The following is a 14,031-nucleotide window of genomic DNA, read 5'->3' as shown; positions in this document are numbered from 1 at the left end:
TTCTGTTATGCAAACTGGCGTGCAAGGAGGAAGCATTGTTGATAGTGCATCGCTCAAGAACTAATGACCATCAAAAAGGAATCCTTACCTAGCAAACTTTTGAAAACGAATTTTGGTTGAGGAATTTCAAATCTAAAATTTAAAATTTTGTTGAACGGTCTATAAGTGCTAGCCAGAGACGGCGATGCCCACCAGGAGCGCTATAAAAAAGTAAATCTACAAGCAGTTTTAGGGCCAGGTTAGTTAGTAAATCCGTTGAGATTTGCTCGTCCTCTTCCATCCGCTCTTGGTAGGTGTTGCAAAAAGCATCAATATAGTCTCCAAGTAAAGCAGCCTGGTGAGGTTCCCGGTTATTTTCTGCCATTTGTTCTAACAGACCGACAGCGCGGCGAATCAATTCCTGGTGCTGTTTGGCTAGGTAGCAGACGATCAAAACAAGCGATCGCGCTTCTTCGACATCTAGCTTTTTTCGCCCTCCTTGACCTTTGCGTAGAGGATTTGATTGGCGCAATCGCCATAAAGCTACGCGGTCTGGCACTCTTGACTCTAAATTCAGATCGGTTGCCGCCGAAAGCATTGCCTCTGAACCAATCCCAGTTAAGGTTTCTAGCGCTAACAGCACCAAGTCTAATTGGGTTTTGATATTGTCCCATTGAACTGTGTTTGGGGCTGGAAGCTTGATTAAATCCTCCCACTGGGAATTTGGAGTGGCTGAGTTGGCGGCCGAGTGCATAACTTTTAGCATAGGTGATCGAGCTGATAGGGGATGTTGCTGTTACCCATTTTGAAACCAGACTCTTAAGAATCAAGCTTGGTTTCCCATAGATAGCTATGAGCCGGAGGCTTCAGCTAGCTTTTATATGTGGTAAACAGTAGGTATCTTTGTCTTACTCTAGATGAAAATTTATTTTCGACAAAGTAAAAAATTATCAATTCTAATTGAGGTTTACCCGACTTTCGCTGTTAGCTCCGTATCAAAGTATAAATAAATTATTGTTTTGAATGCTAACCGCTAGCGATCGCTAAGTAATTATGTAGAATACCTCCTAATTTGTTTGCATTTTTAAATTTTGAAATTTCTTGATATTTATTACTTGGTCTTAATATATACATAATTACTATACAAATCTTTTTCCTATTTGCTAAAGGCACTTTTTGCTGCTGGACATTACCCTAACTGAGTTTTATTTGTGTGCAGCCTGTTATTTCAGTATAGGCTGGGCAACATCAGGACGATTGACGCCTCCATAAATAAAACCGATGACAAACTTAAAAATTTGATAAAGTCAGCATTTGAAGATGTTGGCGATTGATTTATTCCAACTAAGTTGGTACTATAACTCTAACCACAAACCACGCACATATCAGAACTCATTTATAAAGTTGATGGGCAGAGGTAATAGTTTAAATATTTACCAAAACCCATGCTTCAGTATGGGTTACAGATAATTCACTCAGTAGAAATAGCAACCCAATAATATAACAACTATGAAAAAGCATTTTTTTGCCTTTTCACTGATAGCTTGTGCTGTCGGTGTGACTCTGCCAACTCAGGCATTTGCAGTTAAGCTGTACGGTGCTGGAAGTTTGCGCGATAGTCTCACAGAAGTAGCTGAATCTTTTAACGAAAAATATGGGATTCCAGTCGAAACGCGATTTGGCCCGTCTGGGTTAACACGAGAACTTATAGAACAAGAATTATCCAAAACTGGAAAATCCGCAGATGTTTTTGCCAGTGCAGATATTAATAACCCTCAAAAATTGTTTGAAGAAGGTTTAAGTGAACCTGTAGTAAATTTCACCAGCAACCGCATGATTGCTGTTGTCAGATCGGGACTTGGTATCACATCAGATAATTTGTTAAACTTTTTATTAAAACCTGAAATCAAGTTAGGAACTTCGACGCCTGTAGCAGATCCATCTGGTGACTATGCATGGGAGATATTTGATAAGGCTAATCGGATTAAACCTGGTAATTCTCAAATTCTGAAGGATAAAGCCTTGCAATTAGTAGGTGGTAATCCTAATGCTCCTATAGTTCCTAATGGCAAAAATAATTTAGTCTACTTTTTAGAAGAAACAAAGCAGGCAAATATCTTTTTAGCTTATTACACTAGTGGCAAGACTGCCCAAGCAACAAAAGGTGGTGACAATCTGCAAATAGTAGAGTTACCCGACTATTTGGCAACGAAAGCTAATTATGGACTAACTACACTGAAAGATGCCGATCCTGATGGTGAAAAATTAGCTAAATATATTTTGTTACAAGAAGGGCAAGAAATTTTAGCAAAGTATGGATTTATCGCTCCCTCTGCTTCTGTTCCCGAACATCAAGGTGCGGATGGAATTTTGCTAGCGATAGGTGTAGCTTTTATCCTCAATAAAAAACAAGTATTGGTCAAAAAGCAATTAATAAAATTAGACTAATATAGGTAGATAAATTACTAAATTTGTCTTGTTATAAATCAATCTGATAGTACATTTACTAACGAAGTAAAATATGAATAAGCTCAATACATTTCTTTTTTTCTCTCAAAAAATAGCAAAGGCAAGTATAACTCTAATAGCAGGAATTTCATCGAGTATTCTGCTTACTAACCCTATCCATGCAGCGACCCTCGGTCAAAATCTTATTGTTAATGGGGATGCAGAACAAGGGCAAGGAGATCCCATTGGTAATGCTGTTGGAACTGATATCCCCGTTATCCCTGGTTGGATTCCAATTAATAGTTTTAGTGTACTGAAATATGGAGCAACAGGTTTTGAATTTACTAATCCTTTGGGTAATATAGTTGCTGTTAGTGGACTTCCTGATGTTAATAGTGCAGGCCCAAGTTTACGTGGAAAAAATCTATTTTTTGGTGGTGCTAATAGAGGCTCATCAAGTGCTTCTCAAGTAATTGATATACCTAACCTTGCCTCTATAATTGATGCTGGTCAAGGAGAATACGATTTGAGCGCCTGGTTAGGTGGCTACGACACTGATTTAGATAATGTGAAATTGAATATTAATTTTATAAATCAAAATGGTCAATCTTTAAATACAGCATTCATTACTTCGCCCACTCCAGACGAAAGAGATAACACTACAGGTTTATTATTCCAGTCTACAAAGGGTTTTGTTCCCGTTGGTGCAAGACAAATTAATGTTGCTCTGGATATGAATTATGTCCGTGGGCAAGTGAATGATGGCTATGCTGATAACCTCTCGTTAGTAATTACCAAAGTTCCAGAACCATCAATTTCAGGTTTATTGCTAGTTAGTTCATCTTATTTTATGGTATGGAAATTACGTAGAAACCGCCAAGAATTGCTATAGATTTCAATATTTTCATCCTTTATTTTGATGATGAAATCATAAATCAGTGGTTTTGGTAAAGTCGTAGCAGTTACAGAATCGGATTCAATATTTTGCATATTACTGGCAAAAGTGTCATCTATCTAGTAATGTCCAATTTTACAAGTAAGAGTAAAAATGGGAAATACACAAGAAGTAGCTAGTCGTAACAAATTTTTAATAAAGAGACTTGCAAACAGTAAATGTTAATTGGTGTTTTCTGTAAATATTGTAAGGATTACCATTTGCAAGTGAACTTTATTTGATATAAGCAACAGTAACACCACTGCCGCCATCTGCTTGTTCTGCTGGTTCGTAGTTGTTCACTCTGGGATGCTGTTGCAAAAATGCGTGAACTCCTTGTCGCAGTTTCCCAGTGCCGTACCCGTGAATAATCCAGAGTGGGCCTATAGCTTCCGAAATAGCTTTATCTAAAATGTATTCGGCATCAGCTACTCGTTTTCCACGCAAATCGATGGTATTTTTGGAAGTCCGAATTTCTGGGACAGCTGGCGGTGGGGGGGTTACTGCTGCTGGGGCTGGTTTGGCTTTAACAACTGGTTCGGGTTTTTGACCATCTAGAGATTCAACATCTTGCAACTTCACGTTCATCTTCATTAGCCCAAAGCGAACGCTTAACTCGCCATCTTCATCAGGAGCAGCGATCACTTCTGCTATCTGTCCCAATTTGGGAACGCGGATGCGATCGCCTACTTTGGGCATAAACCCAACTTTTGGTTTTGCTGGCGTTGCTGGCTGATATTGCTGGCCAATTTGATTTAAAGCATTGGTTGCTTGCTGCGCCTCTTGGGCTGTGGGCGTACCTTTCTGCAAACGGCGGATAACTTGGGCAATTTCACCTTTTGCTTGAGCGATCGCTTGTTGCACTGCTATTTCCTGTGAAGCCCGCAAACTGCTTTCCCTTTCCTCCAAACTTGCGGCTTTTGCAGATACTTCTTTATATAAACGTTCCGCTTGCTGCAACAAAACTTGGGCTTCCGCAGCTTTGGTTTCCTGGCGGCGGCGTTGCGCTTCTAAGCCAGCAATCACCTGGTTAACTTCATCTGTGGCTTCTCCGACTTGGGTTTTTGCCTGTTGTACCACTTCTGGTTTTAATCCCAAGCGCAGGGCAATTGTTAGAGCGTTAGAACGTCCGGGGATGCCCCACAGCAGACGGTAAGTAGGCGACAGAGTACTTTCGTCAAATTCTACAGAGGCATTTTCAAACCGATCGTCTTCGTATTTCAGGGCTTTTAGTTCCCCGAAGTGAGTGGTAGCGATCGTTAGCTGGGAATGGTTGGCGAGATATTGCAACAAGGCGATCGCTAAAGCACTACCTTCTACTGGATCGGTTCCTGCACCGACTTCATCAAGTAAAACTAGGGAATTGGGCATAGGGCATGGGGCATTGGAATCTTTTTCATCTTCCTCTGCTTCCCCAGTTCCCAATGCTTCCAAAATCCGACTAATTCGGCGGATGTGTCCAGAGAATGTGGATAAACTCTGCTGTAAGGATTGTTCATCGCCAATATCTGCCAGCACTTTATCAAACCAAGGTATTTCTACTGGTTCGCGGGCGGGGACAAATAAACCCACTTTGGCCATTAATGCTGCTAACCCCAAGGTTTTTAAGGTTACAGTTTTACCGCCAGTATTGGGCCCGGTAATTGTCACTACCCGAATTTGCGGACTAATCAATAAATCTACAGGAATTACTGGTTGCCCTTGTTCGTGCTGTTGTTGCCACACTAACAGAGGATGTCGCAAGTTCCGCAAGGTAATCATTTCCCTGTCTTCGCGCTGGATAAATCGCGGGGGGTTTGCTCCTAGCCAGAAACTATATCGCGATCTAGCGGTTGCCAGATCCAAAGTAGTAGCGATCGCTAACAACCTCTCTAAATCTGGTTTGACTGCGGCTACTTGTTCCGTCAAAACACGGCGAATCGTTTCTTCTTCGGCTTGCTCTCTTCTGATAATTTGCCGCAGTTGGTTGCCTAGAGGTACTACTGAATTCGGTTCCACATACAGGGTGGCACCACTGGTAGAGGTATCGTGAACTATACCGGGAATGGCGTCTTTTTGCGGTGCTTTTACAGGGATAACAAAGCGATCGCCCCGTTGCGTAATCAGCTGTTCTTGAACTGCACCAGATTTTGCCTGTAAGATATTTTGCAGCTTTTGAGTAATTTGGCTGCGTACTCGCCGCAAGTCTGTGCGAATTTCTCCCAGTTTTTGACTCGCGCGGTCAGTTACCTGGGCCCGTTCATCAATACAGCGATGAATTTCCTGTTCTAGTTCGGGATAAGTCCGCAAATCGGCAACCAAATCAGTCAATATCGGCAAATCTTCTTGATTGTCGATGACACGGCGCAAATTTCTGGCACCAGCGAGGGTGGTAGCGATCGCTAACAGTTCTTCTCCAGCCAAAACTCCACTGCGTTCTGCTCGTTCTAAGGAATCGCCAATATCTTGAATTCCTTCAAATGACAGTCCCGTGGTTAGGCGACTTTCCAGTTGGTAGATTTCTTTGGTTTGCTCTAACAACAGTTCGCTTTGGGTCTGAGAATCAGGTATTTTCAGATGACGCGCAGCTGTCGCCCCCAGCTTAGTTGCGGCAAAGGTGGCAAGGTGCTGGCACAGGCGATGCCATTCTAATAATTCTAAGGTTTCAGATTGGATCAAGGTTTCAACATCTAATCTGAAATTATGGTAACAATTCTAGCTCCTAGATGGATAAATCTTAAAGGAGAAAATTTTGCTTTAATTCAATCAGCCAGATAGTCCGTGACTATAGCCAAGTAATAACTGACACATTAGACTATCTTTTCTGAGAAAATATCCCAACACCAACTGCCATCAAAAAACACATAAACGAATTAGGCAGCAACTATTTCTTGGGCTAGAACGTAAGGTTGAACGATGAGAGTATTAAATCGCTTACTGCGATCGCCATTCCATTCTCCCACTTGTACTGTTGTGGGTTTGGTAATTAATTGTTTATCAATCCACTGTTCCACTGATGGAATGTTATCACTGGCGATCGCTACTCCTACATCCACCAAGTCTAGCTCAAGCGCCACCAAAATTACTGCATCTCGTTGTACATGAGGAATTAACCATTCCCACTCTGCCTCATCCAAAATTTCTGTTAATTCCGCTCTTAAATCCGACATTACTTCCCAATTATTTGTAAATGGCTATTTTTACATTATTCACTAGTTCCGAGTTCCTGACAAATGACCAATAACTAAACTTCAGATTTCATTTCATCTATTTCAAATAAAGACACAATTACTCCAGCGATGGGAATAGATATAAAAACACCTAATAATCCTGCTACTTTAGCCCCTACTAGTAAAGCAAAAAACACCACTACAGGATTAAGATTCAGCGCGCCTTGCATAATTCTGGGCGCAATCAAGTTGTCTTGTATCTGCTGGAGGACAATACAAGCTATTAATACTTTGACTGCTAACCAAACACCTTGAGACAATACGAATAGAGTAACTGTGCTTACTCCTAATGTTGCTCCTATACCAGGAATAATATCAACAATTCCGACTATTATTGACAATATCAAAGCAAAAGGTACTTTTAATAGTAAAAATACTAGAAATGTTGAAATTGTTAAAAATGCGCTTAATAGTAACTGACCTCTAAAAAATCCCAGAAAAGACTTTCTAATTATATTGGTAAATCTATTACGACGCTGTTTTGGAACTATTTTCAAAATAAAGTTCCATAATTTGTCTCCATCTAATAGCATGAAAAAAGCCACAACTGCAATCAAGATAAAAGTGACAAAGTTCGTCATGAATCCTTGTAAAATAGCTAAACTATTAACAAGACTTGATACAGCCTGATTCCGCAATTGTTCTTGAATAAAACTTAAATCTATTTGTAAATTACGGTTTCGTAACAAACCTTCTATTCCCTCTAATAAAGGTACTAAAGAATTTAAAAATGCAGTGATACTATCAATTAATTGTTGTCCTTGAGATAAAACCGTTAAGCTTACAGTAATTATCAGACCGCCTATAATCACAATACTGAGCAAGAAAACGACACCAACAGCTATACCGTGGGGCAAAAAACGCCGCAGCCCTTGTACAGGATAACTGAGCAAAAAAGCTAAAATTGCTGCAAATGTAAAAATAACAATGACCGATTCAAAATAAGCTAAAAGTTGTACAATTGCCCAGCCAGAAGCAACCAAAAGCAAAAATCGAACTAATGCTAGATTATTTAATCGCTCCCAAAAACTCTTGGCTTCAAAGCCGCTCATAATAATTCATAATTCGTAATTCGTAATTCGTAATTTGTGGTAATCAAACCATAAAAATGCTAGTTGTTTAGCGCGATCGAGTCAGCTCCCCTGTAAGATTGAGAGTTATTTGTTGGCAGTCCTTTAGTTTATTGCTAGAGGAATAGAGTTTAAGATTAGAGTAATCTAATAGCGATCGCTACCTCCCAAAAGCATATATCTGTAGTTTCTCTAGGTTCATCGCCCTAAATCATGCATTTCGTTGATGACTGTGGCACACTTTTGTGTTAAACTTTCCAATTCCTCTTTATTACTGGAACTAGGAGCATCAATCAAGTTACCAATTCTGACTGTGATCGGAACTGCGCGAGGTAGGGATGCTCCTTTTTGTAAAATCCCTTCAGTACCCCAGACACTCACCGGCAATATTGGCGCTTTTGCTTTCGCCGCTAGCAACAGTGCGCCTCTTTTGGGATCTGTAATTCGACCATCTGGGGTGCGAGTACCTTGCAAGAAAACACCGACAGCCCAACCTTTATTGAGATATTCTAGGGCGGAACGGATGGCATTGCGATCGGCATTTCCCCGACTCACTGGGTAAGCACCATACAATTTAATCGCTTGCGCCAAAACGGGGATATTAAATAACTCTTCTTTCGCCATATACGCTACCGGACGACGTACACAATTAGAGACAATCGGCGGATCGAAATAACTAGCGTGATTACTTGCTACTAATAGAGGCCCTGATTTGGGGACATTTTCCGCACCATAAATATGGCCCTGAAAATAAGCGTGAAGCATGGGGCTGACGACTGACCATTTAAAGGCGTGGTAAAGTGCCAGACTGATCAACGGTTCGCGGTTTTTGTCCACAGAAGATAATGCAAATCAAACTGAATTTAGCATACGCGATCGCAACACCCAGATCAAACGCAAAAAAGTTAAAGATGCAAATCAGCAACGCACGCCTACAGAAATTGCTTCACATCCCAACACAATTTGGATTCATACTTGCTTGGTATCTGAAAACCAAATCAAGATTGCGATCGCAGAGAATGGTCTTGGAGTTGCAGACACAAATTTAACTAGGTTATTTAACCTTTTTTTGACAACTAAAGATGTGGGTAAGAGATCCAGCTAAAAAAATTAAACAGGTAAATCAGTAGCACTTTGGATGTTTTGTAAAATCAAATCAGGGGTATTACGTTTAATCAAGCCAGTTAAGACTTTACCAGGGCCAATTTCCATTACTCGCTCGATACCGTTGGCTGGTAATTGCAGACAAATTTCTCGCCATCTTACAGAACCAGTCATTTGTTTGTTCAGGCGTTGTTTTAAAATCTCGGCATCAATAGATGCAGTTGGCTCGACATTAGACAGCACTGGCACAATCGCGGGTTGAAATTCCACAGATTCTAGAATGTCTTGAAATTCCGCTGCTGCTGGTGCTATTAAATGTGAATGAAATGCTCCAGAAACTTTTAGGGGAACCGCACGCTTTGCTTTAACTTGAGTCATCAACGCTTGTACAGCCTCAGTCGTGCCTGAAATTACCACTTGAGCCGAACTGTTATCATTTGCTATCACCACATCAGGCGTTTGAGCAATAACTTTTTCTAACTGTTCGCGGTCAAAGTTCATCAAAGCTGCCATCATCCCATCGATGGAACTATCCATCAGTTCTGCACGACGTTTCACCAGATATAAACCAGCCGACCATTCAAAGACACCTGCTATATAAAGAGCAGTATATTCTCCCAAACTGTGGCCAGCAACTAAATCTGGCTGGTGTCCTCGCTCTCGAAGCAGGTCAGCAAGAATGCTTTCGACCACATAAAGACTTGGCTGAGTATACAGCGTCTGTGATAACTTCTCTTCTTGAGTTTGACAAATTTCAGTTACAGACCAGCCCAAAATATCCTCAGCTTTGGCAAGCTTGTCTTTAGCGGACGGTATATCTAGTAAATCCATTCCCATTCCCAGCGTTTGGGAACCTTGTCCGGGAAACACCCATGCAGTTTTTGTCATTTGTCAATAGTCAGTGGTCATTGGTCATTGGAGACTGGGGATTAGGGACTGGGGATTAGGTACTGGGGAAGAGTTTCCCAATACCCAATACCCAGTCCCCAATCCCTATCTTCCCCATTGAAAGATTGCCGCGCCCCAAGTAAGACCGGCACCAAAGCCGGATGTAGCAACGATGTCATTGGGTTTAATTTTACCTTGTCGTACTGCTTCATCTAAAGCTAAGGGGATGGAAGCAGCTGAGGTATTGCCATACTGGGCGAGATTACTTATAACTTTATGTTCTGGGATATTCAGGCGTTGAGCAACGGCATCGATAATTCGCTGATTGGCTTGATGCAATATCAGCCAATCTATCTGGTCAACGCTAAGATTGGCTTGAAACAAGGCTTTATCAATTATTTCTGGCACTTTTTGGACAGCAAAGCGGTAGACTTCTTTGCCGTTCATAGTAATCGGTTGGTAAGTGCCTTTGGTGATATTTACATCAGTCAGCAGTTCTTGGGAAGTACCTGCATAAGCAAGGTTGAGGTAATGGTTTTGAGTACCATCACTTTTAAGTGCAAATCCTAATAAGCGATCGCTTTTGGCAGCTTGTAACACCACTGCCCCAGCACCGTCACCAAACAATACACAAGTCCGGCGATCTTCCCAATCTACCCAACGAGAGAGGATATCTGCCCCTATTAACAATACATTTCTATAGACACCAGTTCTAATGTATTGGGCTGCTGTAACCAAACCAAACACAAAGCCAGAACAGGCAGCGGTTAAGTCAAAGGCGACTGCGTTGGTAGCTCCCAATTTAGCCTGTACTTGACAAGCACTACCAAACAAATCATCAGGGGTGGAAGTCGCTAGCAGAATCAGGTCTAGGTCTTCTGGTTTAATTCCCGAAGCGGCGATCGCTTGGCTGCTGGCGGCAGTAGCGAGTACACTCAAGGACTCAGATGGCAGAGCTAATCGACGCTCACGAATTCCCGTTCTTGTAGCGATCCACTCATCTGATGTTTCAACTAGTTCGCTCAATGTCTGGTTGTGTAGGGAAGTCGCTGGTACTGCCGAGCCGCTTCCGGTAATTGCTACGCCTAAGTTTTGCACTCCTAATCTCCCAAGCTATCAGCTTTTTGTCTTTTGTCTTTTGTCAGTTGTCCTTTGTCATTTGTCCTTTGTCATTTGCCAGTTGTCCTTTACAAATGACCAATGACCAATGACCAATGACCAATGACTAATGACCAATGACTAACCGCTCTCGCGCTCTAGGATATATTGGGACTGAATTCGTTGTATCACCTGATTGTCAACAGCTTCTTTTGCCATGCGAATTGCATTAAAAATTGAAGGTGCTTGAGAGCTACCGTGACCAATAAAACAGACTCCTGCCACGCCTAGTAGTAAAGCACCACCATGTTCTGCGTGATCCATTCGCTGCTTAATCCGCTTCAAGTTGGGTTTTAAGAGTGCAGAACCGATTTGACCGTGCAATCCTTGGGGTAATTCTTCCCGCAGAATTTGCAGAATCACTTCTCCGACGGCTTCGGCAAATTTTAACAGTACATTGCCTACAAAGCCATCGCAGACAATCACATCAAAGTGACCGGAAAGTACATCACGCCCTTCAGCATTGCCAATAAAATTAATTTGGGAATTTTCGCGTAGCAGTTGGTGGGCGCGGACGGCTGCATCATTGCCCTTAGAGTCTTCTTCACCGATATTCAGCAAACCTACTTTCGGTTCATCTGTACCCAAGACATACTTACTGTAAGCCGATCCCATAACACCAAACTGCTCTAAAAACTTGGGGCGGCAATCTACATTTGCGCCAACATCAAGTACCAGCACTGGCTTACCAGCAATAATTGTCGGAAAAACTGTCCCGATCGCTGGGCGATCGATTCCTGGCAATCGTCCTAAGCGCAGCAAAGCTGATGCCATAGCGGCCCCAGAGTGACCAGCCGAAAATACGGCATCTGCCTTTTGTTGCTTGACTAAATCCATCGCCACATTGATAGAAGCCTTGCGTTTGCGTCTAACTGCATTTAAAGGCTCCTCATCCATAGCGATCGCTTCTTCAGCATTCACGATCTCTACCTGCCCTAAACTTGTTTTTGATGGCAAGGCAGCTTCTATTTGTTGGGGATCGCCAACTAAAAATATATCTACACCCAATTCTTCTCTTGCTCGCAATGCGCCAGCAACGATTTCACCAGGTGCATGATCCCCTCCCATTGCGTCAATTGCGATCCGTACGCGAGTCGATCCCATTGCTCACAGCTTCTAGAAACCTTACAAATTTTACCAGATGGCAATGCCCGAAAAAGCTTAATTTTCTGACCGCCAAATTAATTCTGTTACTATTGCAACAATTTTTACTGGCAAGCTCAAGATAGCACGAATTTGGGGATTGGGCATTGGGGATTGGGCATGGAGAAGAGACAAGGTAGACAAGGAAGATGGGAGAGACAAGGGAGAGGCTTGTTCAATAATTCCCCCTTGTCCCCCTGCCCCCTTGTCCCCCTGCCCCCTGCCCCCCAGTCCCCAGTCCCCAGTCCCCAGTCCCCAGTCCCCAGTCCCCAGTCCCCAGTCCCTACTCCCCAATCCCTAATACCCAATCAACTAGCGTCCGAACGCCGTAGCCAGTTGCCCCTGCGCTGTTGTAGCCATTTTCTTTATCTGTCCACACTGGGCCTGCAATATCTATGTGCGCCCAAGGGGTTTGTTTGACGAATTGCTTGAGGAAAAGGGCTGCGGTGATTGCACCACCTGGACGCGGCCCTGTATTTTTCATGTCCGCAATACCTGACTTTAACCCTTCAAAATATTTTTCTTCCATTGGCATCCGCCAAATCTTTTCTCCTGAAGTTTGGGCAGCTTTTTCGATCTGGGAAGCAACACCATCATCGGGAGTGTACAAACCAGCAATATCGTCACCCAAGGCAATGACGTTGGCACCAGTCAGGGTGGCTAAATCAACGATCGCATCTAATCCCAATTTTTCGGCATACACCAAGGCATCTGCTAAGGTCAAACGTCCTTCTGCATCGGTGTTGTTCACTTCAATTGTTTTGCCGTTTGATGCTGTGAGAATGTCTCCAGGGTGCATGGCATGACCGCTAATCATGTTTTCGGTCACTGCGGAGATGAAGTGAACTTCCGAATCCGGCTTAATTTGAGCAATTGCTTTTGCTGCGCCGAAGGTAGCAGCTGCACCCCCCATATCCATTTTCATGGTTTCGATGCCGCTACCAGCACCTTTAATGTTGAGTCCGCCGGAATCGAAGGTTACACCTTTACCAATAATTGCTAATTTCTTTTTGGGTGTACCTTCTGGCTTGTAAGTTAGGTGAATGAATTTCGGTGGCAAATCGGAAGCTTGGGCTACTCCTAAAAATGCGCCCATACCTAACTTTTCACAGTCTTCTCGTTCTAGAATTTCTAGTTGTAAACCGTATTCTTTGGCGATCGCTTGAGCAGTTTCCGCTAAAGTAATTGGTGTGACTGCGTTGGCTGGTGCTGCCACTAATTGCCGTGCCAAATTTACCCCAGAAACAATTTGATTGGCGCGGGTTATGGCGGCTTCTTGTCCGCCGAAACCCAGTAAATCTATACTTTCTATTTGTGAACCTTTCTCTTCTGGTTCAGATTTAAAGCGAATATCTTGGTAAAGTGCTAATTCCACACCTTCTGCGATCGCTTGGGCACTCGCGGCTGGATCGTTGTTCCACAATGGAAAACTAAAACCCAAAATTTTGCTTTTTTGCTTTTTTCCTACCCTGGCTACAGCAGCAGCAGCACGGCGCAGAGTATCTAGTTTTAACGCTTCTGGTTTGCCTAAACCCACTAAAATCAATTTCCGCACTGGGCTATCAGCATTTACACGGGTGAAAATAGTACTGTTGGCTTTACCTTTAAATTCTTCTTCAGTAATCAGTTCTTTTAAGACTCCAGAAAACTTTTGATCTAAAGTAGCTAGTTCTCCGGTTAACTCTACTGCATCTTCAAATAATCCAATTGCCAAACTATCGCCCGCCCACTCTAGTAAAGGCTTATCACTAGGTTGAATTGTCATTTTGGGATTTTCTGTAAATATTCCTTCTTGTACCAGTATTGCTCAAAATTCTGGTTTCATGGTGAGGGGAGTGGGTATTGGGCATTGGGCATGGGGCATGGGGCATGGGGCATCAAGGGTTAGTAAGTATAAGTTAACGAATTAGTATAAATAGCACTCGTTAATGAGTCTTTGATCCTCGTGAATCCACCTCAGAACTCCGTTAACGAGTCTTTGATCCTCATTAATCCACCTCAGAACTCCGTTAACGAGTCTTTGATCCTCGTGAATCCACCTCGGAACTCCGTTAACGAGTCTTTGATCCTCATTAATCCACCTCAGAACTCCGTTAAC

At 42.6% G+C, this 14,031-nt stretch carries 12 protein-coding genes; 3 read left to right on the top strand and 9 right to left on the bottom strand.

Annotated elements, in window-relative coordinates; genetic code table 11:
* Positions 1-139 precede the first annotated feature (139 nt).
* Complete coding sequence (locus RMX89_RS20905; protein WP_322660741.1) at positions 140-745, bottom strand: DUF3038 domain-containing protein; 606 nt, start codon at positions 743-745, stop codon at positions 140-142.
* Positions 746-1,488: 743 nt separating this feature from the next.
* Between RMX89_RS20905 and RMX89_RS20900 the strand changes: the two genes are divergently transcribed.
* Together RMX89_RS20900 and RMX89_RS20895 are read left to right on the top strand one after the other, a co-directional pair.
* Complete coding sequence (locus tag RMX89_RS20900; protein WP_322690281.1) at positions 1,489-2,427, top strand: molybdate ABC transporter substrate-binding protein; 939 nt, start codon at positions 1,489-1,491, stop codon at positions 2,425-2,427.
* A gap of 73 nt (positions 2,428-2,500) precedes the next feature.
* The gene (locus RMX89_RS20895; protein WP_322690280.1) at positions 2,501-3,319 is read left to right on the top strand and encodes a PEP-CTERM sorting domain-containing protein; all 819 of its coding nucleotides are present in this window, start codon (positions 2,501-2,503) and stop codon (positions 3,317-3,319) included.
* A 276-nt stretch (positions 3,320-3,595) separates the two neighbouring features.
* On the opposite strand, the gene RMX89_RS20890 is transcribed toward RMX89_RS20895, so the two are convergent.
* The 4 genes from RMX89_RS20890 to RMX89_RS20875 form a co-directional block, all read right to left on the bottom strand.
* Positions 3,596-6,019 (bottom strand): endonuclease MutS2, encoded by a 2,424-nt coding sequence (locus RMX89_RS20890; protein WP_322690279.1) that lies wholly within the window; start codon positions 6,017-6,019, stop codon positions 3,596-3,598.
* 194 nt (positions 6,020-6,213) lie between these two features.
* Positions 6,214-6,510 (bottom strand): DUF2288 domain-containing protein, encoded by a 297-nt coding sequence (locus RMX89_RS20885; protein ID WP_289796739.1) that lies wholly within the window; start codon positions 6,508-6,510, stop codon positions 6,214-6,216.
* 74 nt (positions 6,511-6,584) lie between these two features.
* Complete coding sequence (locus tag RMX89_RS20880; RefSeq protein WP_322673328.1) at positions 6,585-7,622, bottom strand: AI-2E family transporter; 1,038 nt, start codon at positions 7,620-7,622, stop codon at positions 6,585-6,587.
* Positions 7,623-7,838: 216 nt separating this feature from the next.
* The gene (locus tag RMX89_RS20875) at positions 7,839-8,477 is read right to left on the bottom strand and encodes a lysophospholipid acyltransferase family protein (protein WP_322690278.1); all 639 of its coding nucleotides are present in this window, start codon (positions 8,475-8,477) and stop codon (positions 7,839-7,841) included.
* On the opposite strand from RMX89_RS20875, the gene RMX89_RS20870 reads away from it, so the two are divergent.
* On the top strand, positions 8,470-8,745 hold the full coding sequence (locus RMX89_RS20870; protein ID WP_322673326.1) for a hypothetical protein: 276 nt from the start codon (positions 8,470-8,472) through the stop codon (positions 8,743-8,745). The genes RMX89_RS20875 and RMX89_RS20870 overlap by 8 nt on opposite strands.
* Positions 8,746-8,750: 5 nt before the next feature.
* Here RMX89_RS20870 and fabD read toward each other — a convergent pair whose 3' ends face one another.
* The 4 genes from fabD to RMX89_RS20850 form a co-directional block, all read right to left on the bottom strand.
* Positions 8,751-9,632, bottom strand: coding sequence for an ACP S-malonyltransferase (gene fabD, locus RMX89_RS20865; RefSeq protein WP_322690277.1), 882 nt, complete (start codon positions 9,630-9,632; stop codon positions 8,751-8,753).
* A 105-nt stretch (positions 9,633-9,737) separates the two neighbouring features.
* A complete protein-coding gene (locus tag RMX89_RS20860) occupies positions 9,738-10,730 on the bottom strand; it encodes a beta-ketoacyl-ACP synthase III (RefSeq protein WP_322690276.1) in 993 nt (330 codons plus the stop codon).
* A 141-nt stretch (positions 10,731-10,871) separates the two neighbouring features.
* A complete protein-coding gene (plsX, locus tag RMX89_RS20855; RefSeq protein ID WP_322673323.1) occupies positions 10,872-11,894 on the bottom strand; it encodes a phosphate acyltransferase PlsX in 1,023 nt (340 codons plus the stop codon).
* Between the two features lie 322 nt (positions 11,895-12,216).
* The gene (locus RMX89_RS20850) at positions 12,217-13,698 is read right to left on the bottom strand and encodes a leucyl aminopeptidase (protein WP_322682256.1); all 1,482 of its coding nucleotides are present in this window, start codon (positions 13,696-13,698) and stop codon (positions 12,217-12,219) included.
* Between the last annotated feature and the right edge of the window lie 333 nt (positions 13,699-14,031).

Origin of the sequence: Nostoc sp. DedSLP04 (assembly GCF_034530775.1) — a bacterium.
In the GTDB taxonomy this organism is placed as follows: Bacteria; Cyanobacteriota; Cyanobacteriia; order Cyanobacteriales; family Nostocaceae; genus Nostoc.
The sequence above is the reverse complement of the archived record's forward strand: the minus strand, read 5'-3'. Positions and strand labels throughout refer to the sequence as shown.

Bases quoted from the DNA above. Each gene is read 5' to 3' on its own strand.
- RMX89_RS20905 (WP_322660741.1), bottom strand. From the start codon at position 745: ATGCTAAAAGTTATGCACTCGGCCGCCAACTCAGCCACTCCAAATTCC.
- RMX89_RS20900 (WP_322690281.1), top strand. From the start codon at position 1,489: ATGAAAAAGCATTTTTTTGCCTTTTCACTGATAGCTTGTGCTGTCGGT.
- RMX89_RS20895 (WP_322690280.1), top strand. From the start codon at position 2,501: ATGAATAAGCTCAATACATTTCTTTTTTTCTCTCAAAAAATAGCAAAG.
- RMX89_RS20885 (WP_289796739.1), bottom strand. From the start codon at position 6,510: ATGTCGGATTTAAGAGCGGAATTAACAGAAATTTTGGATGAGGCAGAG.
- RMX89_RS20880 (WP_322673328.1), bottom strand. From the start codon at position 7,622: ATGAGCGGCTTTGAAGCCAAGAGTTTTTGGGAGCGATTAAATAATCTA.
- fabD (WP_322690277.1), bottom strand. From the start codon at position 9,632: ATGACAAAAACTGCATGGGTGTTTCCCGGACAAGGTTCCCAAACGCTG.
- plsX (WP_322673323.1), bottom strand. From the start codon at position 11,894: ATGGGATCGACTCGCGTACGGATCGCAATTGACGCAATGGGAGGGGAT.
- RMX89_RS20850 (WP_322682256.1), bottom strand. From the start codon at position 13,698: ATGACAATTCAACCTAGTGATAAGCCTTTACTAGAGTGGGCGGGCGAT.